14 protein-coding genes are annotated in these 24,686 nt (G+C 69.0%); 13 read left to right on the top strand and 1 reads right to left on the bottom strand.

The window, feature by feature from the left end:
- Positions 1-64 precede the first annotated feature (64 nt).
- The 13 genes from ACAM58_RS19110 (at position 65) to ACAM58_RS19050 (ending at position 23,731) form a co-directional block, all read left to right on the top strand.
- Complete coding sequence (locus ACAM58_RS19110; RefSeq protein WP_278877382.1) at positions 65-985, top strand: LysR family transcriptional regulator; 921 nt, start codon at positions 65-67, stop codon at positions 983-985.
- Positions 986-1,077: 92 nt separating this feature from the next.
- On the top strand, positions 1,078-2,331 hold the full coding sequence (locus ACAM58_RS19105) for an Nramp family divalent metal transporter (RefSeq protein WP_369663304.1): 1,254 nt from the start codon (positions 1,078-1,080) through the stop codon (positions 2,329-2,331).
- Between the two features lie 366 nt (positions 2,332-2,697).
- Positions 2,698-10,197: an amino acid adenylation domain-containing protein gene (locus ACAM58_RS19100; RefSeq protein ID WP_369663303.1), complete on the top strand. Its 7,500-nt coding sequence runs from the start codon at positions 2,698-2,700 to the stop codon at positions 10,195-10,197.
- A gap of 17 nt (positions 10,198-10,214) precedes the next feature.
- Entirely contained in the window at positions 10,215-11,540 is a 1,326-nt protein-coding gene (locus ACAM58_RS19095; protein WP_369663302.1) for a glycosyltransferase, read from the top strand.
- Between the two features lie 17 nt (positions 11,541-11,557).
- Positions 11,558-11,767, top strand: coding sequence for an MbtH family protein (locus ACAM58_RS19090; protein WP_018905360.1), 210 nt, complete (start codon positions 11,558-11,560; stop codon positions 11,765-11,767).
- Positions 11,768-11,963: 196 nt separating this feature from the next.
- Positions 11,964-13,589 (top strand): xanthine dehydrogenase small subunit, encoded by a 1,626-nt coding sequence (gene xdhA, locus ACAM58_RS19085; protein ID WP_369663301.1) that lies wholly within the window; start codon positions 11,964-11,966, stop codon positions 13,587-13,589.
- A 2-nt stretch (positions 13,590-13,591) separates the two neighbouring features.
- Positions 13,592-16,042 carry a xanthine dehydrogenase molybdopterin binding subunit gene (gene xdhB / locus ACAM58_RS19080; protein ID WP_369663300.1) on the top strand — a complete coding sequence of 817 codons (2,451 nt, stop codon included), beginning with the start codon at positions 13,592-13,594 and terminating at the stop codon, positions 16,040-16,042.
- Positions 16,043-16,168: 126 nt separating this feature from the next.
- A complete protein-coding gene (locus tag ACAM58_RS19075) occupies positions 16,169-17,152 on the top strand; it encodes a LysR family transcriptional regulator (protein WP_015866681.1) in 984 nt (327 codons plus the stop codon).
- An 83-nt stretch (positions 17,153-17,235) separates the two neighbouring features.
- Positions 17,236-18,615 carry an NCS2 family permease gene (locus ACAM58_RS19070; protein WP_369663299.1) on the top strand — a complete coding sequence of 460 codons (1,380 nt, stop codon included), beginning with the start codon at positions 17,236-17,238 and terminating at the stop codon, positions 18,613-18,615.
- A gap of 100 nt (positions 18,616-18,715) precedes the next feature.
- Positions 18,716-20,251 (top strand): ABC transporter ATP-binding protein, encoded by a 1,536-nt coding sequence (locus tag ACAM58_RS19065; RefSeq protein WP_062365911.1) that lies wholly within the window; start codon positions 18,716-18,718, stop codon positions 20,249-20,251.
- Entirely contained in the window at positions 20,244-21,395 is a 1,152-nt protein-coding gene (locus ACAM58_RS19060; RefSeq protein ID WP_278879305.1) for an ABC transporter permease, read from the top strand. The genes ACAM58_RS19065 and ACAM58_RS19060 overlap by 8 nt, the downstream gene beginning before the upstream one ends.
- 193 nt (positions 21,396-21,588) lie before the next feature.
- Positions 21,589-22,509, top strand: a complete 921-nt coding sequence (locus tag ACAM58_RS19055) for an ABC transporter permease (RefSeq protein WP_015866677.1) — start codon at positions 21,589-21,591, stop codon at positions 22,507-22,509.
- A gap of 49 nt (positions 22,510-22,558) precedes the next feature.
- Positions 22,559-23,731, top strand: a complete 1,173-nt coding sequence (locus ACAM58_RS19050) for a BMP family ABC transporter substrate-binding protein (RefSeq protein ID WP_015866676.1) — start codon at positions 22,559-22,561, stop codon at positions 23,729-23,731.
- 48 nt (positions 23,732-23,779) lie between these two features.
- Here the strand turns inward: ACAM58_RS19050 and ACAM58_RS19045 are convergent, their stop codons facing one another.
- A complete protein-coding gene (locus ACAM58_RS19045) occupies positions 23,780-24,676 on the bottom strand; it encodes a LysR substrate-binding domain-containing protein (protein ID WP_041945545.1) in 897 nt (298 codons plus the stop codon).
- Between the last annotated feature and the right edge of the window lie 10 nt (positions 24,677-24,686).

Below are 24,686 nucleotides of genomic sequence, written 5' to 3'. Positions count from 1 at the left end.
CTGGGGGTCTCGCAGTGTGGTCGGCGCGCCGCCATACATCAATAAAATAAGCAAGCTATCCAACATGAACGCCATGCATATCGAAAAGCTCGACCTCAACCTGCTGCGGCTCTTCGATGCGGTCTTCCGCGCCCGCAGCGTGAGCCGCGCGGCCGACGCGCTGGGCCTCACGCAGCCGGCGGCCAGCCATGGCCTCACGCGGCTGCGCCTGTTGCTGGGCGATGCGCTCTTCACGCGCACCCCCGGCGGCGTGGCGCCCACGCCGCGGGCGGAGCGGCTGGCGGTGCCGGTGCAGGCGGCGCTGGCCATGCTGCAGCAGGCGCTGGCCGAGCCCGAGCGCTTCGACCCGGCCGCTTCGCGCAAGCTGTTCCGCATCCACATGAGCGACATCGGCGAAGGCCGCTTCCTGCCCGCGCTGATGGCGCGGCTGCGCGAGCTGGCGCCGGGCGTGCGCGTCGAGACCATGCCGCTGGCCACCGGCGACATTGCCGCCGCGCTCGACAGCGGCCGGATCGACTTCGCCTTCGGCTTTTTGCCCAAGGTGAAGGACACGCAGCGCGCCCAGCTGCTGAAGGACCGCTACATCGTGCTGCTGCGCAAGGGCCACCCGTTCGTGACGAAGCGGCGCCGCAGCGGGCAGGCGCTGCTCGAGGCGCTGCAGGAGCTCGACTACGTGGCGGTGCGCACGCACGCCGAGACGCTGCGCATCCTGCAGCTGCTGAACCTCGAAGACCGGCTGCGCCTGACCACCGAGCACTTCATGGTGCTGCCGGCCATCGTGCGCGCCACCGACCTGGCGGTGGTGATGCCGCGCAACATCGCGCGCGGCTTTGCCGAGGAAGGCGGCTACGCCATCGTCGAGCCGCCGTTTCCGCTGCGCGACTTCACGGTGTCGCTGCACTGGAGCAGGCGCTTCGAGGCCGATCCGGCGAACCGCTGGCTGCGCCAGGTGATCACGGCGCTGTTCTCCGAGCGGGCGGGGTAGGGGAAAGGCGCAGGATCTTCGCGCATCTTTTCGGTGAAAAGCCTGCGCAAGATCATCTGGCGGTCAGGCTCGGCGTGCCACGATCGGGCCACATGAAGAAACGTATTCCGTCGTTCCTGCGCCACGTGGGGCCTGGCGTCGTCACCGGTGCGGCCGACGACGACCCCTCCGGCATCGCCACCTACACCCAGGCCGGCGCCCAGTTCGGCACCGGCCTGCTCTGGACGGTGTTCCTGTCGCTACCGTTCATGGTGGCGATCCAGCTGGTGTCGGCGCGCATCGGCCGGGTCACGGGCAAGGGCGTGGCGGCCAACCTGCGCGAGCACATGCCGCGCGGCTTCCTGTTCGCCCTGGTGTCGCTGCTGGTGGTGGCCAACACCATCAACATCGCGGCCGACATCGCGGCCATGGGCGAGGCGCTGCAGCTGGTGGTGGGCGGCGGCGCGCACTTCCATTCGCTGATGTTCGGCGTGGTCACGGTGCTGCTGCAGGTGTTCGTGCCCTACCGCAAGCTGGCCCACATCCTCAAGTGGCTGACGCTCACGCTATTTGCCTACGTGGCCGCGGTGTTCGCGGTGCAGGTGGAATGGGGCCATGTGCTGCACGACCTCGTGGTGCCCCGGCTGCAGTGGAACGGCAGCTACTGGATGATGATCGTGGCGCTGCTGGGCACCACCATTTCGCCGTACCTGTTCTTCTGGCAGGCCTCGCAGGAAGTCGAGGAGCTCCGGCTCAGGGGCGGGCGGCGCGGCACCGACCAGGAGGTGTGGCGCGACCTGCGGCGCGTGCGGCTCGACACCTGGCTGGGCATGACCTTCTCGAACGTGATCGCCTTCTTCGTGATGGTGGTGGGCGCGGCGGTGCTGTTTGCGGCGGGGGTGCACGACGTGTCTTCGGCGGCGCAGGCGGCCGAGGCGCTGCGGCCGCTGGCGGGCGACTTCGCGTTCTGGCTCTTCGCGGGCGGCATCATCGCCACCGGCTTGCTGGCGGTGCCCGTGCTGGCCTCGTCGGCTGCCTATGCGGTGGCCGAGGCCTTCGGCTGGGAAGAAGGGCTGGAGCGGCACTGGCGCGAAGCCAAGGAGTTCTACGGGATCATCGCGGTGGCCACGCTGGTGGGCACCGCGCTCGACTTCACCCCGATCGATCCGATGAAGGCGCTGTACTGGAGCGCCGTGATCAACGGCGTGGTCGCCGTGCCGATCATGGCCGCGATGATGGTGCTGGTGTCGCGCGAGAAGGTGATGGGCCTGTTCACCTCGGGGCGCCGCACGCGCTGGCTCGGGTGGGGCGGCACGGCCCTGATGGGCTTCGCGGCGCTGATGATGGGATGGGACATGGTGCGCTGACGCGGACCGCGCCCGCAGCCCGGGCATCCATCGAAAGTACGCGCCGCGGGGCGCGTTTTTTTTGCGCGGCCGTTCGCACGCCGATGGATGCCCCTACGGAATTTGTACCAAGTTGCTGCATTGCAACAACGGTTTTCCGGGTGTCGGGCCCCGGAAATACGATGAAAGCCTTCGCATTCGACCATCGCCGATCGAATGTTCACTTCCCGCTGAAACCTTTCTCGCTCAAGGCCGCGCGTGAAATTTTCGTGCCCGGAAAAGCGTCACTGAAATTGTTGCAACCACTTGTAGAGTGGTTTGGCGCGTTCATCCCACGCGCCCATGCAGCGTTGCGTTGCCGATTTCATTCAAGAGCTGGAGAAGTGCATGACTACCGCCGATCACCTGGGCCGCACCGCGCCCCTTACCTCGGGTCAGATGGCGATGTGGCTCGGCGCAAAGTTCGCGTCGCCCGACACCAATTTCAATCTTGCCGAAGCCATCGAGATCGATGGCCCCATCGACCGCGCCATCTTCGTTGCCGCCATGCGCCAGGTGGCCGATGAAGCCGAAGCCACGCGGCTGAGTTTTGTCGATACCGACGCAGGGCCGCGCCAGGTCGTGGCGCCCACCTTCACCGGCGAGATTCCGTACCTCGACTTGAGTGACGAGCGCGATCCGCAGGCCGAGGCCGAGCGCTGGATGCGCGCCGACTTCACGCGCAACATCGACCTGGCGACGGGGCCGCTGTGGCTCTCGGCGCTGATCCGCCTCTCGCCCGCGCGCCACATCTGGTATCACCGAAGCCACCACATCGTGCTCGACGGCTTTGGCGGCGGGCTCATTGCGCGCCGCTTCGCGGACGTCTACAGCGCCATGGCCGAAGGCAGCGCGGCAGTGCCTGATGAATCGCGCCTCGCGCCGATCTCGCAGCTGGCCGAGGAAGACAACGCCTACCGCGCGTCGGGCCGCTTTCCGCGCGACCGCCAGTACTGGGTCGAGCGCTTCGGCGATGCACCGGATCCGCTGAGCCTGGCCTCGCAGCGTTCGGTCAACATCGGCGGCCTGCTGCGCCAGACGGTGCATCTGCCGGCCGCCAGCGTGCAGGCCCTGCAGGCCATTGCGCAAGAGCTCGGGACCACGCTGCCGCAGATCCTCATCGCCACCACCGCGGCCTACCTGTACCGCGCCACCGGCATCGAGGACATGGTGATCGGCATCCCCGTGACGGCGCGCCACAACGACCGCATGCGGCGCGTGCCGGCGATGGTGGCCAACGCGCTGCCGCTGCGCCTGGCGATGCGCGCGGACCTGCCGATCCCGGAACTGATTCGCGAGGTCGGCCGGCAGATGCGGCAGATCCTCAGGCACCAGAGCTACCGCTACGAGCACCTGCGCAGCGATCTCAACATGCTGGTTGCCAACCGGCAGCTGTTCACCACGGTGGTCAACGTCGAGCCCTTCGACTACGACTTCCGCTTTGCGGGCCATGCCGCGAAGCCGCGCAACCTGTCGAACGGCACGGCCGAGGACCTGGGCATCTTCCTGTACGAACGCGGCAACGGGCAGGACCTGCAGATCGACTTCGACGCCAACCCCGCGGTGCACAGCGCGCAAGGGCTGGCCGACCATCAGCGCCGGCTGCTCGCCTTCATGGCCGCGGTGATCCGCGAGCCGGACCAGGCCATCGGCCATGTCGACCTGCTGAGCATGCATGAGCGCACGCAACTGCTGGTGGAGTGGAACGGCACGGCGCACCCGGTGCCCGCCAGCCATCTCACCGCATTGATCGAGGCGCAGCTTGCAGCCGACCCGCAAGGCATTGCGCTGCGCTTCGAAGGCGAGGCGATGCGCAACGGCGAACTGAACCGCCGCGCCAACCGCCTCGCGCACCTGCTGCGCGCACGCGGCGCGGGGCCGGAGCGCACCGTGGCGCTGGCCATTCCGCGCTCGATGGAATTGATGGTGGCGCTGCTCGCCACGCTGAAGACGGGCGCCGCCTACCTGCCGGTCGACCCCGACTTTCCGCAGGACCGCATCGCCTTCATGCTCGGCGACGCGCAGCCGGTGTGCCTCATCACGACCATGGCGCTTGCGGAGACGCTGCCGGGCGGCGCAGGGCAATTGCTGCTCGACCTGCCGCAAACGATTGCCGAACTGGGGAGTTGCGCCGACAGCGATCCCGCCGTGGCGATCGACCCCGACCATCCGGCCTATGTGATCTACACCTCGGGCTCCACCGGGACGCCGAAGGGCGCGGTGGTGTCGCACCGAGCCATCGTCAACCGCCTGCGCTGGATGCAGCACCGCTACGGCCTGCGGGCCGACGACCGCGTCCTGCAAAAGACGCCGTCGAGCTTCGACGTGTCGGTCTGGGAATTCTTCTGGCCGCTGATCGACGGCGCCACGCTGGTGCTCGCAAAGCCGGGCGGCCACAAGGATGCGGCCTACCTGGCCGATCTGATTGCCAGCGAAGCCATCACCACGATCCACTTCGTGCCGTCGATGCTCGAGGTCTTCCTGCGCGAGCCCGCCGCGTCCGCCTGCAGCACGCTGCGGCGCGTGATCTGCAGCGGCGAAGCCCTGTCGCCCGCGCTGGTGTCGCAGTTCCAGCAGCGCCTGTCCTGCGAGCTGCACAACCTCTACGGCCCGACCGAGGCCGCCGTCGACGTGACCTCGTGGGAATGCCCGCGCGAGCCGCAAGCCGCAGCGGCACTGGCGAGCGTTCCCATCGGCCGCCCGATCTGGAACACGCAGATGCATGTGCTGGACAGCGGCCTGCAGCCCGTGCCGCCGGGCGTGACCGGCGAGCTCTACATCGCGGGTATCGGCCTGGCGCGCGGCTACCTCGGGCGGCCGCTGCTGAGCGCCGAACGCTTCATTGCCAACCCGTACGGCGAGCCCGGCAGCCGCATGTACCGCAGCGGCGATCTTGCGCGCTGGCGCAGCGACGGCAGCCTCGACTTCCTGGGCCGCGCCGACCAGCAGGTGAAGATCCGCGGCCTGCGCATCGAGCCCGGCGAGATCGAGTCGGTGCTGCTGCGGCATCCGCAGGTGGCGCAGGCCGCGGTGCTTGCGCGCGAGGATGTGCCGGGCGAGAAGCGCCTGGTGGCCTACGTGGTGGCTGCCGATGCGGCCGATCTGCAGGCCGCCGAGCTGCGCACGCACCTGGCGCAGGCCTTGCCCGAGTACATGGTGCCCTCGGCCTTCGTGAGCCTGCCGGCGCTGCCGCTGGGCCCGAGCGGCAAGCTCGACCGCAAGGCGCTGCCGGCGCCCGAGCTGCAGGCCGCCACGCCGTATGCGGCACCGCGCACGCCCACCGAAAGAATATTGGCGGGGCTCTGGGCCGAGACGCTGCACCTGCCGCGCGTGGGCATCCACGACAACTTCTTCGAGCTCGGCGGGCACTCGCTGATGATCGTGCAGCTGATCTCGATGATCCGTCAGCAGTTCATGATCGACCTGCCGCTGGACACGCTGTTCCAGGTCTCCACCATCGCCGGCCTCGCGGAGCTGCTCGACCAGGAGACGGTGGCGCGCCCCAGTCTCGTGCCGATGCCGCGCCCGGCGCGCATTCCGCTTTCTTTCGCGCAGCGCCGCCTGTGGCTGATGAACCAGCTCGAAGAGGCCAACCCGGCCTACAACATGCCGCTCGCGCTGCGGCTTTCCGGCCTGCTGGACCGCGCGGCACTGCACGAGGCGCTGGGCGACCTGGTGCAGCGCCACGAGAGCCTGCGCACCATCTACCCGAACGAGGACGGGCTGCCCTACCAGCACATCCTCGATGGTGCTGAGGCGTGGCCAGCGGTGATCGAAGCCGACAGCAGCGAGGAAGACATCGCCACGCAGCTGCATGCCGCGGCGCACCGCGGCTTCGCGCTCGGCACCACGCCGCCGTTGCGCACGCACCTGTTCAGGCTGGCGGCCGACGAACACGTGCTGCTGCTCTTGACGCACCACATCGTCGGCGACGGCGCCTCGCTGCTGCCGCTGGCGCGCGACCTGAGCGTGGCCTATGCCGCACGCTGCGAAGGCAAGGCGCCGGGCTGGGCGCCGCTGCCGCTGCAATATGCCGACTACGCGCTGTGGCAGCAGGAACTGCTCGGCAGCGAAGACGACCCCGAGAGCATGGCCGGCCGCCAGCGCGAGTTCTGGCGCGAGACCTTGGGCGACCTGCCCGAGCGGCTGAGCCTGCCCGTCGACCGCCCGCATCCGGCGGTGCCCAGCTACCGCGGCGACGTGGTGCCGATGCAGATCGCGCCGCGCGTGCACGAGCGCATGCTGCAGCTGGCGCGCGACGGCCAGGCCAGCGTCTTCATGGTGCTGCAGGCCGCACTCGCGGGGCTGCTGCACCGGCTCGGCGCCGGCGACGACATCGCCATCGGCACGCCGGTGGCCGGGCGCAGCGACCACGCGCTGGACGAGCTGATCGGCTGCTTCGTCAATGCGCTGGTGCTGCGCACCGACCTCTCGGGGCAGCCGAGCCTGCGCGAGCTGATCGCGCGCGTGCGCAGCACCAACCTGGCGGCCTATGCGAACCAGGAGCTTCCGTACGACCGCATCGTAGAGCTGCTGCGGCCGGGCCGCTCGGGCGCCAACCTGCCGCTGTTCCAGGTCATGCTGGGCTTCCAGCAGGGCAGCAACCGGCTGTCCTTCAGCCTGCCGGGCCTGTCGATCACGCCGCAGCCGGTGGCCGTGGACACCGCGAAGTTCGACCTGTCCTTCATTCTCGACGAGCAGCGCGGTGCCGACGGCCTGCCGGGCGGCATTGCCGGCGGCATCCAGTACAGCACCGACCTGTTCGACCGCGGCACGGTCGAGGCCATCGCGGCGCGGCTCGCGCGCCTGCTCGAAGAGGCCTGCGATGCGCCCGACGAACCCATCGCCAGCCTGGCCATCCTGAGCGCCGAGGAAAACCGCCGTGTGCTGGAGGACTGGAGCGGCCGCACGCGCGAGCTGGCGCCGCTCACCCTGGCCGCCATGGTTCAGGCTCACGCCGCCGAGCGACCGCAGGCCGCGGCGGTGGTGCTCGACGATGTGACCGTGAGCTATGCCGAGCTCGACCTGCGCGCCAACCGGCTCGCGCAGCTGCTGCGCGGCCGGGGCATCGGCGCCGGTGCCATCGTCGCGACGGTGCTGCCGCGTTCGCTCGACCTCGTGGTGACGCACCTGGCCATCGTCAAGGCTGGCGCGGCCTACCTGCCGATCGACCCGGCCCACATGGCCGGGCGCAGCGCCTTCGTGTTCGAGGAAGCCGCGCCCGCCGCCGTGCTGACCCATGCCGCGCTCCTGCCACAGCTGGCTGGCGTGCCGCACTGCGTGGCGCTCGATGGCGACGAGACGGTCGCCGCGCTGGCAATCCAGCCGGACGATCATCCGGCGCCGGCGCAAGTTGCCGATCCTCAGCAGGCCGCCTACGTCATCTACACCTCGGGCTCCACCGGCCTGCCCAAGGGCGTGGTGGTGCCGCATGCGGGCCTCGCCAGCCTGGGCGCCGCGATGATGGAGCGACTTGCGATCACGCCGGCTTCGCGCGTGCTGCAGTTCTCCTCCAGCGGCTTCGATGCTTCCGTGATGGACCAGCTGATGGCCTTCCACGCCGGCGCCGCGCTGGTGCTTCCCGCGGCGCAGCCGCTGCTGGGCACGGACTTGGCCGAGCTGCTCGAGAGGCAAGCCATCAGCCACGCGCTGATTCCGCCTGCCGCGCTGGCTACCTTGCCGCCAGGCGAATTTCCGCGGTTCCAGACGCTGGTGGTGGGCGGCGACGCCTGCCCCGCGGCGCTGGCCGCGCGCTGGTCGCAGGGCCGCCGCATGGTCAACGCCTACGGCCCGACCGAGATCACCATCTGCGCGAGCATGAGCGCGCCGATGGATGCGACGGAGCCGCCCTCCATCGGCCAGCCGGTCTGGAACACGCGCATGTACGTGCTCGACGACAGCCTGCGCCCGGTGCCGCCCGGTGTTGCGGGCGAGCTGTACATCGCCGGCAGCGGCGTGGCGCGCGGCTACCTCAAGCGGCCCGTGCTGAGCGCCGAGCGCTTCATTGCCAATCCGTATGGCGAGCCCGGCAGCCGCATGTACCGCAGCGGCGACCTCGCGCGCTGGCGCAGCGACGGCAGCCTCGACTTCCTGGGCCGCGCCGACCAGCAGGTGAAGATCCGCGGCTTCCGCATCGAGCCCGGCGAGATCGAGTCGGTGCTGCTGAAGCATCCGCAGGTGACGCAGGCCGCCGTGGTCGTGCGCGAGGACATCCCGGGCGACAAGCGCCTGGTGGCCTACTTTGCCGCCGCCCCCGATCCGCAGCCGGTCGAGCTGCGCGCGCACATGGCGAAGGCGCTGCCCGACTACATGGTGCCCTCGGCCTTCGTGCACCTGCCGTCGCTGCCGCTGACACCGAGCGGCAAGCTCGACCGCAAGGCGCTGCCCGCACCCGAGCAGCAGCAGGCCGGCGCGCAGTACGTGGCACCGCGCACGGCCACCGAGAATCTGCTTGCGGACCTGTGGGCCGAGACGCTGCAGCTGCAGCGCATCGGCATCCACGACAACTTCTTCGAGATCGGCGGCCATTCGCTGATGGCGATCCAGCTCGGCATGCGCATCCGCCAGCAGCTGCGCGCGGACTTCCCGCATGCCGAGGTCTACAACCGCCCCTCGATTGCCGAGCTGGCCGCATGGATCGACGACAACGCCGGCGGTGGGGCCGAGGCGCTGGACCTGTCGCGCGAACTCGAATTGCCCGCGCACATCCGCCCGCAGGGCACTGCTGCACCGGCGCTGAAACCGAAGCGCGTGTTCCTCACCGGCGCGAGCGGCTTCGTCGGCAGCCACCTGCTGGCCGCATTGCTGCGCGGCACCACGGCCTGCGTGGTGTGCCATGTGCGCGCCGAGGACGCGCAGGCCGGCGAGCTTCGCCTCAAGCGCACGCTGGTCCAGCGCCGGCTGGGCGCGGTGTGGGACGACGCGCGCATCCAGGTCGTGACCGGCGACCTCGGCAAGCCGCGCCTGGGCCTGGACGACCGCGCCGTGCAGCTGGTGCAGGACGGCTGCGACGCCATCTACCACTGCGCCGCGCAGGTCGACTTTTTGCATCCCTATGCGAGCCTCAAGCCCGCGAACGTCGACAGCGTGGTCACGCTGCTCGAATGGACGGCGCAAGGCCGCGCGAAGAGCATGCACTACGTCTCCACGCTCGCGGTGATCGACCAGAACAACAAGGAAGACACCATCACCGAGCAATCGGCGCTGGCCTCTTGGAGCGGGCTGGTCGACGGCTACAGCCAGAGCAAGTGGGTCGGCGATGCGCTGGCCCGCGAGGCGCAGGCGCGGGGCATGCCGGTGGCGATCTACCGGCTCGGGGCCGTCACCGGCGACCACGCGCATGCGATCTGCAACGCCGACGACCTGATCTGGCGCGTGGCGCACCTCTATGCCGACCTGGAAGCGATTCCCGACATGGATCTGCCGCTCAACCTCACGCCGGTGGACGACGTGGCGCGCGCCATCCTCGGCCTGGCGGGGCAGCAGGCCTCATGGGGCCAGGTGTTCCACCTGACGAGCCAGGAGGCGCTGCGGGTGCGCGACATTCCGCCGGTCTTCGAGCGCATGGGCATGCGGCTGGAGCCCGTGGGGCTCGAGCCCTGGCTGCAGCGCGCGCACCAGAGGCTGGCCACCGTGCAGGACCGCGACCTGGCCGCGGTGCTCGCGATTCTCGACCGCTACGACACGGCGGCCACGCCGCCGCAGGTGAGCGGCGCCGCCACGCATGCGCAGCTCGCAGCCATCGGCGCGCCGATCCGGCCGGTGGACCGCGAGCTGCTGCAGCGCTACTTCGTCGACCTGGGCATCGACACCAAGGCGCGCCGCGCCGCGGAAACCACCACTTCATAGGAAGGAGCAAGAACGCAATGGCAAGCTATCTCATCGCGGCCACCGCCTTGCCAGGCCACGTGTTGCCGATGCTCGCGATCGCGCAGCATCTCGTGGGCCTCGGGCACGAGGTGCGGGTGCACACCGCGAGCCAGTTCAGGGCGCAGGCCGAGGCCACCGGCGCAGGCTTCACGCCGTTCGCACCCGCGATCGACCACGACTACCGCGACCTCGACCAGCGCTTTCCCGAGCGCCGCCGCCTGTCGTCCGCGCATGCGCAGCTGTGCTTCGGCCTCAAGCATTTCTTTGCCGATGCCATGGCCGCGCAGCACGCGGGGCTGCGTTCGATCCTCGAGGAATTCGAGGCCGATGCCATCGTGGTCGACACCATGTTCTGCGGCACCTTTCCGCTGCTGCTCGGCCCGCGCGACAAGCGTCCGGCCGTCGTCGCCATCGGCATCTCGGCGCTGCCGCTGTCGAGCTGCGACACCGCCTTCTTCGGCACTGCGCTGCCGCCGTCGAGCACGCCGGAAGGGCGCGCGCGCAACCGGGCGATGAACGCCAACCTCAAGCAGGCGATGTTCGGCGAGGTGCAGCGCCACTTCGACGGCCTGCTGGCGCGCTCAGGCCTGCCCGCGCTGCCGGAGTTCTTTGTCGATGCGATGGTCAAGCTGCCGGACCTGTACCTGCAGCTCACCGCGCCTTCCTTCGAATACCCGCGCAGCGACCTGCCCGCATCGGTGCGCTTCGTCGGGCCGCTGCTTGCGCCCGCGAGCCGCGGCTTCACCCCGCCCGACTGGTGGCCCGAGCTGGACGACGGCCGCTCGGTCGTGCTGGTGACGCAGGGCACGCTGGCCAACCAGAACCCGGCGCAGCTGATCGGCCCGGCGCTGCAGGCGCTGGCAGGCGACAGCAACGTCCTCGCCATCGCCACCACCGGCGGCCCGGTGCCGCCTGCGCTGGCTGCGAACCTGCCCGCCAATGCGCGCGTGCTGCCGTTCTTGCCCTACGACCGGCTGCTGCCCAAGGTGCATGCGATGGTCACCAACGGCGGCTACGGCTCGGTCAACCATGCACTGAGCCTCGGCGTGCCGCTGGTGGTGGCCGGCACCAGCGAAGAGAAACCCGAGATCGCCGCGCGCGTGGCCTGGTCGGGCGCGGGCATCAACCTGGGCAGCGGCCAGCCGGGCGCGCGCCAGATCGGCGACGCCGTGCGCAAGGTGCTGGGCGAGTCCAGCTACCGGCAGCGCGCGGCCGCATTGCGCGAGGATTTCGCGCGCCATCAGGCGCTCGCCGGCATCGCCGAGGCGCTGGCGGCGCTGCGCCGCACCACCACAACTCCCGCATCCGCGGCCGTGGCCTGAACCCCGAGGAAATCGACATGAGCAACCCGTTCGACGACAAGAGCGCCAGCTTCCTGGTGCTGGTGAACCACGAGGGCCAGCACTCGCTGTGGCCCGCCTTCATCGCCGTGCCCGCCGGCTGGCAGGTGGCGCTGGCAGCGACCGACCGGGCCGCCTGCAATGCCTTCATCGACGCGAACTGGGTCGACATGCGGCCGCGCTCGCTGGCGGCGGCGGGCGGCGGCTGACGGTACCCGGCGCTCGCCACCATGGGCGCGCTCAGGCCCATGGCCCGGGAATTGCTCTCGCTCTCCAGGGTTTCCCCCTAGGCCGCATACCCGCGTCCACATACGCAATATGGCGCCTGCGGTATGTGGGCAGGGGCACAAGCGGCTAACGTCCAGGCTTGGCCGGGAAACCGAGCCGCCCACGAGGCCAAAGAGCATGAGCACAGAGAGCAGCAGCAACAACAACAGCACGCAACCCGTCCGCTTCTTCCACCGCGGCAGGATCGTCGACGTCAGCGGCGTCCATCCGACCCGTTCGGTGCTCGACTGGCTGCGCGAGGACGCGCACTGCACCGGCACCAAGGAAGGCTGCAACGAGGGCGACTGCGGCGCCTGCACCGTGGTGATCGGCGAGCTGGCCAGCGACGCCAACGCGCCGGGCACGGTCGGCGGGCTGCAGCTGCAGACGGTCAACGCCTGCATCCAGTTCCTGCCCACGCTGCACGGCAAGGCGCTGTTCACGGTCGAGGACCTGAAGGCGCAGTGCGCGGCGGCCCAGCCGCAGGACAGCGGCAAGAAGCACGCCGTCCACACGCTGCATCCGGTGCAGCAGGCGATGGTCGACTGCCACGGCTCGCAGTGCGGCTTCTGCACGCCGGGCTTCGTGATGTCGCTGTGGTCCGCCTACGAGCACCACCAGGCCGAGGGCACGCAGCCCACGAGGCAGCAGCTGGCCGACGAGCTCTCGGGCAACCTGTGCCGCTGCACCGGCTACCGGCCGATCCTCGATGCCGGCCAGCGCATGTTCGACCTGCCGGCCGTGCGGCTCGACACGAAGCCCGTGGTGGCGGCGCTCACCGCCTTGCAGAACGACGGCCTGGACTACGCCGCGCCGCTCGGCGCCCGCATCGACCACTTCCACGCGCCGCGGACGCTGGCACAGTTGGCCGCGCTGCGCGAACAGAAGCCGCGCGCCCAGCTGCTGGCCGGCTCGACCGATGTCGGCCTCTGGGTCAACAAGCAGTTCCGCGACCTCGGCGACATCATCTACGTGGGCGACGTGGCCGAGATGAAGACCATCGAGACCCGGCAGAACGGCCAAGGCGGCGAGCTCTACATCGGCGCCGGCGCCTCGCTCGAAGCCGCCTTCGAAGCCCTGGTGCAGCGCGTGCCGAGCCTCGCGGACGTGTGGCTGCGCTTTGCCTCGCCGCCGATCCGCCATGCCGGCACCATGGGCGGCAACGTGGCCAACGGTTCGCCCATCGGCGATTCGCCGCCGGTGCTGATGTCGCTCGATGCCGAGATCGAGCTGCGCCGCGGCGACGCAGTGCGCCGCATGCCGCTGCCCGACTTCTACATCGACTACATGAAGAACCAGCTGCAGCCTGGCGAGTTCGTGCAGGGGCTCGCGGTGCCGCTGGCCGCCATGCGCCGCCAGGTGCGCGCCTACAAGATCAGCAAGCGCTTCGACTGCGACATCTCGGCCCTGTGCGCAGGCTTCGCGATCGAACTGGAGCCGGGCAGCGACACGGTCAAGGCCGTGCGCCTGGCCTTCGGCGGCATGGCCGCCATCGTGAAGCGCGCCGCAAATGCCGAAGCCGCACTCGTCGGCAAGCCATGGACCCAAGCCAGTGTTGCCGCCGCCAAGCTCGCGCTCGCCCAGGACTTCAAGCCGCTGTCGGACATGCGCGCCTCGGCCGACTACCGGCTGCAGGTGGCGCAGAACCTCGTCCAGCGCCTCTGGCTCGAAACGCGCACCGAAGATGCGCTGTCGCTCGAGGAGACCAGTGTCTGGAGCGTGATGCCCCATGCCGTCGTCAAAGCCGCGGCCGAAGGAGCCTGACCATGAACAAACCCATCGACGCCCGCCTGCTGCAGCCCGCCGAGGCCTTTGCCGACTACCTGAAGAACACCGCCGCGCGCATCGACCCCGTGGCCGAGGCGATCGCGCACGACCTTGGCGCGCGTGTCGGCATCAGCCGGCCGCATGAATCGGCGCACCTGCACGTGGCCGGCGAAGCGACCTACATCGACGACATTCCCGAAATCACCGGCACGCTGCATTGCGCGCTGGGCCTGTCGCCCGCCGCCAACGGCCGCATCACGGCGCTGTCGCTCGACGCCATCCGCGCGATGCCCGGCGTGATCGCGGTGCTCACGGCCGACGACATTCCGGGCACCAACGACTGCGGTTCGATCATTCACGACGATCCGATCCTCTTGCCCGTGAACGAGGGCGGCGAGATCCGCTACCTTGGCCAGCCCGTGTTCGCCGTGATCGCCGAGACGCGCGAGGCCGCGCGCCGCGCCGCTTCCAGGGCCAAGGAGGCGATGACCATCGAGGCCGAGCCGCCCGTCATCACGCCGCAGGAGGCGCATGCGCGCGGCCAGTACGTGGTGCCGCCGATGCACATCGTGCGCAGCGGCGGCAGCGCCAACGAAGGTGACGAAGCCGCCGTGCGCGCCGCCATCGCCAAGGCGCCGCACCGCCACAAGTCCACGCTCGACGTCGGCGGGCAGGAGCAGTTCTACCTCGAAGGCCAGATCAGCTACGCCATTCCGAAGGAAGGCGGCGCGCTGCACGTCCATTGCTCGACGCAGCATCCGAGCGAAATGCAGCACCTGGTGGCGCATGCGCTGCACCTGCAGTCGAACGAAGTGCATGTGGAATGCCGGCGCATGGGCGGCGGCTTCGGCGGCAAGGAATCGCAGTCGGCGCTGTTCGCCTGCGTGGCGGCCATCGCGGCGCGGCAGCTGCAGCGCCCGGTCAAGCTCAGGCTCGACCGCGACGACGACTTCATGATCACCGGCCGCCGCCACTGCTTCTGGTACGAATACGACGTGGGCTACGACGACGAGGGCCGCATCCTCGGCGCGGAGATCACCATGGTGTCGCGCGCCGGCCACTCGGCCGACCTCTCGGGCCCGGTGATGACGCGCGCGCTGTGCCACTTCGACAACGCCTACTGGCTGCCCAACGTGGCCATGCACGGCTACTCGGGCAAGACCAACACGCAGAGCAACACCGCGTTCCGGGGCTTCGGCGGGCCGCAGGGCGCGATTGCCGTCGAGAACATCATGGACTCGGTGGCGCGCGCGCTGGGCCGCGATCCGCTCGACGTGCGGCGCGTCAACTTCTACGGCACGACGCAGAACAACGTCACGCCCTACCGCCAGACCGTGACCGACAACATCGTCCACGAACTGGTGGCCGACCTCGAAGCCAGCAGCGGCTATCGCGCGCGGCGCGAAGAGATCGCGGCGTTCAATGCAAAGAGCGTGGTGCTCAAGCGCGGCCTCGCGCTCGCGCCGCTCAAGTTCGGCATCTCGTTCAACGTCAAGCATTTCAACCAGGCCGGCGCGCTGGTGCATGTGTACACCGACGGCTCGATCCTCGTGAACCACGGCGGAACCGAGATGGGGCAGGGCCTCAACACCAAGGTGGCGCAGGTGGTGGCGCACGAGCTGGGCGTGAGCTTCGAGCGCGTGCGCGTCACGGCAACCGACACCACCAAGGTGGCCAACACCTCGGCCACGGCCGCATCGACCGGCGCCGACCTGAACGGCAAGGCCGCGCAGGATGCCGCTCGCCAGATCCGCGAGCGCCTGGCCGAGAGCGCCGCCGAGCGCCATGGCGGCAAGGCGAGCGAGGTGCGCTTTGCCAACGACAAGGTCGAGGTCAACGGCCGCTCGCTGGCCTTCAGCACCGTGGTGGGCGAGGCGTATCTCGACCGCAAGCAGCTCTGGTCCGACGGCTTCTATGCCACGCCCGGCCTCAGCTGGGACAAGGACAGGATGCAGGGCCGCCCGTTTTACTACTACGCCTACGGCGCGGCGGTGAGCGAGGTGATCGTCGACACGCTCACCGGCGAATGGAAGCTCTTGCGCGCCGACATCCTGCACGACGCGGGCAAGTCGCTGAACCCGGCCGTGGACATCGGCCAGGTCGAGGGCGCCTTCATCCAGGGCATGGGCTGGCTCACCACCGAGGAGCTGGTGTGGCATCCGCAAAGCGGCAAGCTCACCACGCACGCGCCCAGCACCTACAAGATCCCGACCGCCAACGACTGCCCGCCCGTCTTCAACGTGCGCCTGTTCGAAGGCCAGAACTTCGAGGACTCGATCCACCGCAGCAAGGCCGTGGGCGAGCCGCCGCTCTTGCTGCCGTTCTCGGTGTTCTTCGCGATCCGCGATGCGGTGTCGGCCGCGGGTGGGCACAAGGTCGATCCGCCGCTGAAGGCGCCGGCCACGAGCGAATCGATCCTTCGCGCCATCACGGCCGTCCAGTCCGCCTAGCCACTCGTAGACTTTGGCGCATGTCCAAAGTCATCCCCATGCCCCACGCCCTCGTCCTCTTCGCGAAACACCGCGGAACCGGCTTTGCCGGCCCGCTGGTGCGGCCCGCTGCTCGGGGGGGACGCCATGCGTGACCAGGCATTGTTCGACAAGATCGATCTTCATCTCATCAGGGTGCTTCACACCGTGCTGACCGACCGCAGCGTCTCGCGCGCCGCCATTCGCTTGGGCATGTACCAGCCGGCCGTCTCGGCCGCGCTGAAGCGGCTGCGCGAACTCTCGGGCGATCCGCTGCTGGTGCGATCGGGCTCGGGCATGGTGCCGACCGATGCGGGGCTGCGGATGATCGAGCCGGCCGCAAGCATCCTGCGTGCGGCCGAGATGCTTTTTTCCGATGCGCGCGGCTTCGAGCCGCAGTCGGCGGCCACCACCTTCCGCATCGCCGCAAGCGACTACATGGACCCGCTGTTCCTGCCGATGCTGGTGGCGCACGTCAAGCGCGAGGCGCCGCTGTGCCAGATCGAGATCCATGCGCTCACGCCCGATTCCGACTACCACGGCCACCTCGCGCTCGGCCAGGTCGACCTGGTGATCGGCAACTGGCTCAAGCCGCCGGAAGACCTGCACATGGCGCGGCTCTTCGGCGACGAGGTGGTGTCGCTGGTCAACCAGGACCACCCGGCCGTGCGCCGCGGCTGGGACCTGGAGACCTGGCTCGCGGCCGAGCACATCGCCCCCACGCCCATGCACCCGGGCGGGCGCGGCATCATCGACCAGATGCTCGACGAGCTGGGCCGGCAGCGCAACATCACGGCGCGCTGCGCGCACTTCAGCCTGATCCCGGACATGGTCGCGTCGAGCCTCCTGGTGCTCACCACCGGCCGCCAGTACTGCGAGCGCTTTGCCGCGCGCCTGCCGGTGAAGATCCTCGAGTGCCCGGTGGCGCTGCCGCGCCTCATGTACTACCAGCTCTGGCACGAGCGCACCCATTCGTCGAGTTCCGCGCGCTGGCTGCGCGAATGCATCAAGGACGTGGCGGCGTCGCTGCGGCCCGCCTTCACCACGCCGGCCTCGCGCGCCTTCGCGGCCGAAGCCCCCGATCCGCCCTGACGATTCTTCCTCTGGCCGCGCCGGCGTCGCGGCCGAGGCATGTTTGAACGAACCGCCACATACAACAGCTGGAGACAAGCGACATGAACAGGTTTGAAGAGGTGCCCAAGGTCACCGATCCCCACGCCTCGGGGACAGCCGCGCACGTCGCGCCGCAGGGCGCGAACTGGCTTGAACGCATGTTCAAGCTGACCGAGCACAACACCACCGTGCGCACCGAAGTCATCGCAGGGCTCACCACCTTCCTGACGATGGCCTACATCATCTTCGTGAACCCCTCGATCCTCGGCGATGCGGGCATGCCCAAGGGCGCGGTCTTCGTGGCCACCTGCCTGATCGCGGCGCTGGGCACGCTGATCATGGGCCTGTATGCCAACTACCCGATCGCGATGGCGCCGGGCATGGGACTGAACGCCTACTTCGCCTACGTGGTGGTGCTGGGCATGGGCTACACGTGGCAGGTGGCGCTGGGCGCGGTGTTCATCTCGGGGACGCTGTTCCTGATCGTCACGGTCACGGGGCTGCGGGAGCTGTTCATACAGGGCATACCGCAGTCGCTGCGAACGGCGATCACCGTGGGCATCGGCATGTTCCTCGCGCTCATCGCGCTCAAGAGCGCGGGCGTGGTCGCGGCATCGCCGGCCACCTTCGTCACGCTGGGCGACCTGCACTCGGCGCCGGTGGTGCTGGCGACGCTGGGCTTCCTGGTGATCGTGACGCTCGACCGGCTCAAGGTGCGCGGCGCCATCCTCATCGGCATCATGCTGGTGACGGTGCTGTCGTTCTTCTTCGGCGGCAACAAGTTCCATGGCGTGTTCGATGCGCCGCCGTCCATTGCGCCCACCTTCATGCAGCTCGACATCCTGGGCGCGCTCAAGGGCGGCATCCTGAACGTGGTGCTGGTGTTCTTCCTGGTCGAGATGTTCGACGCCACCGGCACGCTGATGGGCGTGGCCAAGCGCGCGGGCCTCCTGGTGCCCGGCAAGATGGAGCGCATGAACAAGGCGCTCCTGGCCGACAGCGGCGCGATCTTCGCGGGCTCGCTGCTCGGCACCTCGAGCACCACGGCCTACGTGGAAAGCGCGGCCGGCGTGCAGGCCGGCGGGCGCACCGGCCTCACGGCGGTGGTGGTGGCGGTGCTGTTCCTCGCCTGCCTGATGATCTCGCCGCTCGCGGGATCGGTGCCGGCCTATGCCACCGCCCCGGCGCTGCTCTTCGTGGGCTGCCTGATGCTGCGCGACCTCGTCGAGCTCGACTGGGAAGACACCACCGAGGTGATCCCCGCGGCCGTGACCGCGCTGGCCATGCCTTTCACCTACTCGATCGCCAATGGCCTGGCCTTCGGCTTCATCACCTACGCGGTGCTCAAGCTCTGCACCGGCCGGGCACGGGAAGTGCATGCGATGGTCTGGGTGATCGCGGCGATTTTCCTGTTCAAGTTCGCCTACATCGGCGGACACTGAGGGGCGCGCCGTCGGGCGCCGATGGATGCGGAAGCTGCTATTAAACTTATAGCTGCTTCCGCTTTGTTGCTGTTGAACGAGACAAACCCACGAACCCGGCATGACAACCCCCAGACTCCAGCTCGCGAACATCACCAAGCGCTACCCCGCGGTGGTGGCGAACAGCGACATCTCGCTGGCCGTGGCGCCCGGCGAGATCCATGCCGTGCTCGGCGAGAACGGCGCCGGCAAATCGACGCTGATGAAGATCATCTACGGCTCGGTCAAGCCCGACGAAGGCACGGTGGTCTTCGACGGCCAGGCGGTGAGCCTGCGCAATCCGCAGCAGGCGAGGGCGCTGGGCATCAGCATGGTGTTCCAGCACTTCAGCCTGTTCGACACGCTGACCGTGGCCGAGAACGTGTGGCTGGGCCTGGACAAGTCGCTGCAGCTGGCCGAGGTGGCGCGCAGCATCACGGCCAAGGCCAGCGAATACGGCCTGGACATCGATCCCTCGCGGCCGGTGCACACGCTGTCGGTGGGCGAGATGCAGCGGGTGGAAATCATCCGCGCGCTGCTCACCAACCCCAAGCTGCTGATCCTCGACGAGCCGACCTCGGTGCTCACGCCGCAGGCGGTCATCAAGCTCTTCGGCGTGCTCAACAAGCTGGCGTCAGAGGGCTGCAGCATCCTCTACATCAGCCACAAGCTGCACGAGATCCGCGAGCTGTGCACGGCCTGCACGGTGCTGCGCGGCGGCAAGGTCACGGGCGTGTGCAACCCGCAGGACGAAAGCAACGAATCGCTCTCGCGGCTGATGATCGGCAGCGAGCCGCCGCCGCTGCAGCACCGGCCGGTGCACGCGGGCGCGGTGGCGCTGCGCGTGAACGGGCTCACGCTGGCGCGCGAGGACCAGTTCGGCGTCGACCTCGACGGCATCTCGTTCGAGGTGCGCGCCGGCGAGGTGGTCGGCATTGCGGGCGTGTCCGGCAACGGGCAGAAGGAACTGCTCTACACGCTCTCGGGCGAGGACGTGCGCGCCGAGTCCGCCATGGTGCAGGTGTTCGGCAAGCCGGCCGGCCGGCTGCGGCCGCGCGCGCGGCGCGCAATGGGCCTGCACTTCGTGCCCGAGGAGCGGCTGGGCCGCGGCGCGGTGCCCACGCTCGGGCTTGCGCACAACCTGCTGCTCACGCGCGGCAATGCGGTAGGCAAGGGCGGCTGGATCCGCACCGGGGCGCTCGAAAAGCATGCAAAGGCCATCATCGAGCGCTTCAACGTCAAGGCCGGCGGGCCGAATGCCGCGGCGCGATCGCTCTCGGGCGGCAACCTGCAGAAATACATCGTCGGCCGCGAGATCGACGCCAACCCCAAGCTCTTCATCGTGTCGCAGCCGACCTGGGGCGTGGACGTGGGCGCGGCCGCGCTGATCCGCGGCGAGATCCTCGCGCTTCGCGACGCCGGCTGCGCGGTGCTGGTGGTGAGCGAAGAGCTCGACGAGCTGTTCGACATCAGCGACCGGCTGCACGTGATCGCCAAGGGCCGGCTGTCGCCTTCCGTCGACCGCGCGGCCGCCACGCTGCCGCAGATCGGCGAATGGATGAGCGGCCTCTGGGAGAAGAAAAAGAACAACAACATCAAGGAGGCGACCCATGCTTAAGCTCGAACCGCGCCCGGAGCTGTCGCGCTTCTGGACCTTCGCCTCGCCGATCCTCGCGCTGCTGATCACCGTGCTGATCGGCGTGGCGCTGTTCGCCGCGCTCGGCAAGGACCCGGTCAAGGGCCTCCTGGTGTTCTTCTACGAGCCGATCAAGAGCGGCTACGCGATCGGCGAACTCACGATCAAGGCGACGCCGCTGCTCATCATCGCGCTCGGGCTGGCGGTGTGCTTTCGCTCCAACGTCTGGAACATCGGCGCCGAGGGCCAGTTCGTGTTCGGCGCCATTGCCGCGGGCGGCGTCGCGCTGATGGCCGACAAGAGCACGGGCTCGTGGATCGTGGTGGCCATTCTCGTTGCGGGCACGGTCGGCGGCATGGTGTGGGCGGGCATCGTGGCCTTCCTGCGCGACCGGTTCAACGCCAACGAAATTCTCGTGAGCCTGATGCTGGTGTACGTGGCCACGCTGCTGCTGGGCTACATGGTGTTCGGCCCCTGGAAGGATCCGCAGGGCTACAACTTTCCGCAGTCGAAGACCTTCGAGGCCGTGACGCAGATCCCGCGGCTCTTCAAGGGTTCGCGCGTGAGCATCGGGCTGATCATCGCGCTGCTGGGCGTGGGCGCGCTCTGGGTGTTCCTGTTCCGCACGCGGGCTGGCTTTGCGCAGCAGGTCGGCGGGCTCGCGCCCGCGGCCGCGCGCTATGCGGGCTTCTCGGCACGGCGCGCCATCTGGATCGCGCTGCTGACCTCGGGCGGCGCGGCGGGCCTGGCCGGCGCGCTCGAAGTCGCCGGCCCGCTCGGCCAGCTCACGCCCTACGTGCCGGCCGGCTACGGCTTCGCGGCCATCATCGTGGCCTTCGTCGGCCGGCTGCATCCGGTGGGCATGGTGTTCTCGGCCATCCTCATGAGCATGTTCTACATCGGCGGCGAGCTCGCGCAGTCGCGCCTGGGCCTGCCCAAGTCGCTGACCGGCGTGTTCCAGGGTTTGCTGCTCTTCACGCTGCTGGCCTGCGACACCTTGATCGCCTACCGCATCCGCCGCAAGGCCGCGGCAAAAACGGCGGCTTCCACGGGAACGGCGAGTTCGCTGCAAGCCAGCACGCCGCTGACGGCGCCGGCCGTGCGTTCGACCGAAGGAGTGCTTTGAATGGCCCGCCGCACAACAGCAGCGTGCCCAGGTGCACAGGGCATCGGGTGCTCCCCGCAGCGAAATCAAGGAGGAGGGGGCGCAGCCCCCGGGGGACATTCGCGGAGGGGAGTACCCGGTGGCCTGTGCACGCGCCCCGAACACGAGCGCCCGAAGACAACCGAACAACGAAACGCACGGGGAAGCCACTGACATGGACAGCTACGCACTCCTCCTAGGCTCGACGCTGAGCGCCGGCACCGTGCTCGCCATCGCGGCACTGGGCCTCCTGATCAACGAGAAGGCCGGCATCGTCAACCTCGGCGCCGAGGGCATGATGCTCTGCGCCGCCATCGCCGGCTTTGCGACGGTCGTCATCACCCACAACCCCTGGCTCGGCTTCCTGGCCGGCATGGCGGCCGGTGCCCTGCTTGCCGCCTTCTTCGGCGTGCTGGTGATCTGGCTCAACACCAACCAGTACGCCACCGGCCTCGCGCTCAGCCTTTTCGGCGTCGGCTTCTCCGCCTTCGTGGGTATCAACTTCGTGCAGGCCAAGCTGCCCGAAAGCGTGTCGTACGCGGTGCCGGTGCTCGGCGACATCCCGCTCGTCGGGCCCGCGCTTTTCCGCCACCATCCCATGGTGTATTTCGCCGTGGTGCTGACCTTCGGCCTCATCTGGTTTCTCTACCGCACCCGCGCCGGGCTCGTGCTGCGCTCGGTGGGCGAGTCGCCCGAGTCGGCGCATGCGCTCGGCTATCCGGTGCGGCGCATCCGCTTCATGGCGGTGATCGCGGGCGGCGCGCTCTGTGGCCTGGCGGGGGCGTACCTGTCGACCGTCTATACGCCGCTATGGGTCGAGGGCATGGTCGCGGGCCGCGGCTGGATCGCGCTGGCGCTCACCACCTTCGCCACCTGGCGGCCGATCCGCGTGCTGCTGGGCGCCTACCTGTTCGGCGGCGTCTCGATGCTGGGCTTCCACCTGCAGAGCAGCGGCGTCGACGTGCCGCCGCAGTTCCTCAGCATGCTGCAGTACATCGCGCCCATCGTGGTGCTGGCGCTGATCTCGCGCAACCCGGCCTTCATCCGCATCAACATGCCCGCTTCGATCGGAAAACCGTTCTACCCCGGCTCATAATCTCGCTTCTCGATTTCCGCCAACCTGTCCTTTTTGAGGATTTCCGACAATGAATGATCTGAACAAGCGCTCCCTGCTCAAGCTGGCCGCCCTCACGGCGGTCGCTTCGGCGGCCCTGATCGGCTGCGGCAAGAAAGAGGAAGCGGCTGCACCGGCTGCAACCCCCGCGCCGGCGCCGGCACCCGCTGCCGCCGCTCCGGCACCGGCAGCGCCGCTCAACATCGCATTCGCATACATCGGCCCGGTGGGCGACGGCGGCTGGACCTTCGCGCACGACAACGGCCGCAAGGCGCTCGAGAAGGAATTCGGCGACAAGATCAAGACCACCTTCGTCGAGAGCGTGCCCGAGGGCGCCGACGCCGAGCGCGTGTTCCGCGACATGGTCGGCCAAGGCAACAAGCTGGTCTTCGGCACCACCTTCGGCTACATGGAGCCGATGCTCAAGGTGGCCGCCGACAGCAAGGACGTGAAGTTCGAGCATGCCACCGGCTACAAGACCGCCGAGAACATGCGCACCTACGACAGCCGCACCTACGAAGGCGCCTACATGGCCGGCGTCATTGCCGGCGCCATGACCAAGAGCAACACGCTCGGCGTGGTCGGCTCGGTGCCGATTCCCGAGGTGCTGCGCAACATCAACAGCTTCACGCTGGGCGCGCAGTCGGTCAACCCGAAGATCACGACCAAGGTGGTGTGGGTGAACGAATGGTTCAGCCCGCCCAAGGAAACCGAAGCCGCCACCGCCCTCATCAACGGCGGCGCCGACGTGCTGTTCCAGAACACCGACTCGCCGGCCGTGCTCAAGACCGCGCAGGAAAAGGGCAAGCGCGCCTTCGGCTGGGATTCCGACATGACCGCCTACGGCCCCAAGGCCCACCTGGCCTCGGCCACCATCAATTGGGCGCCGTACTACATCAAGGCCACGCAGGACGCACTCGACGGCAAGTGGGCCACGGGCCAGGCCTGGTGGGGCGTGAAGGAAGGCGCCATCGACCTCGTCTCGATCGCCGAGGACGTGCCGGCCGAAACCAAGGCCAAGGTCGAGGAAGTGAAGAAGGGCCTGAAGGACGGCAGCTTCGCGATCTGGAAGGGCCCGATCCTGGGCCAGGACGGCAAGGAAGTGGTCGCCAAGGATGCGGTGGCCGACGACAAGTTCCTGTCGGGCGTGAACTTCTACGTCAAGGGCGTGGAAGGCAAGGTGCCGGGCGGGGACAAGAAGTAAAGCGCTGCGCGCGCTTTGCATCAAAGGGTCGCCCGCGGGCGGCCCTTTTCATTTGTGGGCCGTGCCGCGCGGCTTCACTTCGGCCACCCTCCGCGCACTGTCGACAAAGCCCTGGATCAATCGCAGGCGCGGTGATGCGCGCTGCCACAGGACGCCGAAGCGCCGCGGCTCCGAAGGCAGCGGCAGCGCGATCTTCGCCACGCGCTGGCCGTCGAGCAGCGGCGAGGCGATGTCGGGCACCAGCGAGACGCCCAGGCCGCGGTCGACCATCATGGCAATGGCCAGCAGCGAACTCAGTTCGAAGCGCTCCTGCGGCACGATGCCCGCGGCGCGCAGGTAGCGGTCGGCCTGCTTGCCGCCGCCCAGGTTGCGGTCGTAGCGGATCAGCGGCGAGCTGCGCAGCAGTTCGTGCGGATCGCGCCGCGCAAGGCGGCTGGGCGCCAGCAGCACCAGCGGCTCCTCGCGCAGCAGCGACCAGTCGAAGGTCTTGGCAAGCACATACGGTGGATAGAGGCACACGGCCGCATCGAGATCGCCCTGCTGCACTGCCTTGTAGAGCGTGGCCGTGGTGCCCGACTGCAGGAACACCTTGACGCCCGGATGCGTCTTCACGAAGCGCGCAAGGATGTCCGGCAGCAGGCTGTGGATGGCCGTGTTGATGGTGCCGACCAGCAACTCGCCGCCGGCCGCGTCGCTGCCGAGCAGCGCCTTGATGTCGTTCACCTCGCGCAGCAGGTTGCGCGCCCGCTGCACCAGCTGGTGCCCGGCCTCGGTGGGCTGCACCGTGCGGCCGGCGCGCGCCAGGAGCGGGGCGCCGAGTTCGCGCTCCAGCGTGCGGATCTGCTGCGCCACGGCCGCGGGCGTCAGGTCGAGGCGGCGCGCGGCTTCCGACATGGAGCCCGACTCCACCACCAGAAGAAAGCTTTGCAGGTAGGCTGTTTCCATGAACGATAGA

The organism is Variovorax sp. V116, from assembly GCF_041154435.1.
GTDB classification, from domain to species: Bacteria; Pseudomonadota; Gammaproteobacteria; order Burkholderiales; family Burkholderiaceae_C; genus Variovorax; species Variovorax paradoxus.
The sequence above is the reverse complement of the archived record's forward strand: the minus strand, read 5'-3'. Positions and strand labels throughout refer to the sequence as shown.

Coding starts and splice junctions, on each gene's coding strand:
- ACAM58_RS19110 (WP_278877382.1), top strand. CDS start 65: ATGAACGCCATGCATATCGAAAAGCTCGACCTCAACCTGCTGCGGCTC.
- ACAM58_RS19105 (WP_369663304.1), top strand. CDS start 1,078: ATGAAGAAACGTATTCCGTCGTTCCTGCGCCACGTGGGGCCTGGCGTC.
- ACAM58_RS19100 (WP_369663303.1), top strand. CDS start 2,698: ATGACTACCGCCGATCACCTGGGCCGCACCGCGCCCCTTACCTCGGGT.
- ACAM58_RS19095 (WP_369663302.1), top strand. CDS start 10,215: ATGGCAAGCTATCTCATCGCGGCCACCGCCTTGCCAGGCCACGTGTTG.
- ACAM58_RS19090 (WP_018905360.1), top strand. CDS start 11,558: ATGAGCAACCCGTTCGACGACAAGAGCGCCAGCTTCCTGGTGCTGGTG.
- xdhA (WP_369663301.1), top strand. CDS start 11,964: ATGAGCACAGAGAGCAGCAGCAACAACAACAGCACGCAACCCGTCCGC.
- xdhB (WP_369663300.1), top strand. CDS start 13,592: ATGAACAAACCCATCGACGCCCGCCTGCTGCAGCCCGCCGAGGCCTTT.
- ACAM58_RS19075 (WP_015866681.1), top strand. CDS start 16,169: ATGCGTGACCAGGCATTGTTCGACAAGATCGATCTTCATCTCATCAGG.
- ACAM58_RS19070 (WP_369663299.1), top strand. CDS start 17,236: ATGAACAGGTTTGAAGAGGTGCCCAAGGTCACCGATCCCCACGCCTCG.
- ACAM58_RS19065 (WP_062365911.1), top strand. CDS start 18,716: ATGACAACCCCCAGACTCCAGCTCGCGAACATCACCAAGCGCTACCCC.
- ACAM58_RS19060 (WP_278879305.1), top strand. CDS start 20,244: ATGCTTAAGCTCGAACCGCGCCCGGAGCTGTCGCGCTTCTGGACCTTC.
- ACAM58_RS19055 (WP_015866677.1), top strand. CDS start 21,589: ATGGACAGCTACGCACTCCTCCTAGGCTCGACGCTGAGCGCCGGCACC.
- ACAM58_RS19050 (WP_015866676.1), top strand. CDS start 22,559: ATGAATGATCTGAACAAGCGCTCCCTGCTCAAGCTGGCCGCCCTCACG.
- ACAM58_RS19045 (WP_041945545.1), bottom strand. CDS start 24,676: ATGGAAACAGCCTACCTGCAAAGCTTTCTTCTGGTGGTGGAGTCGGGC.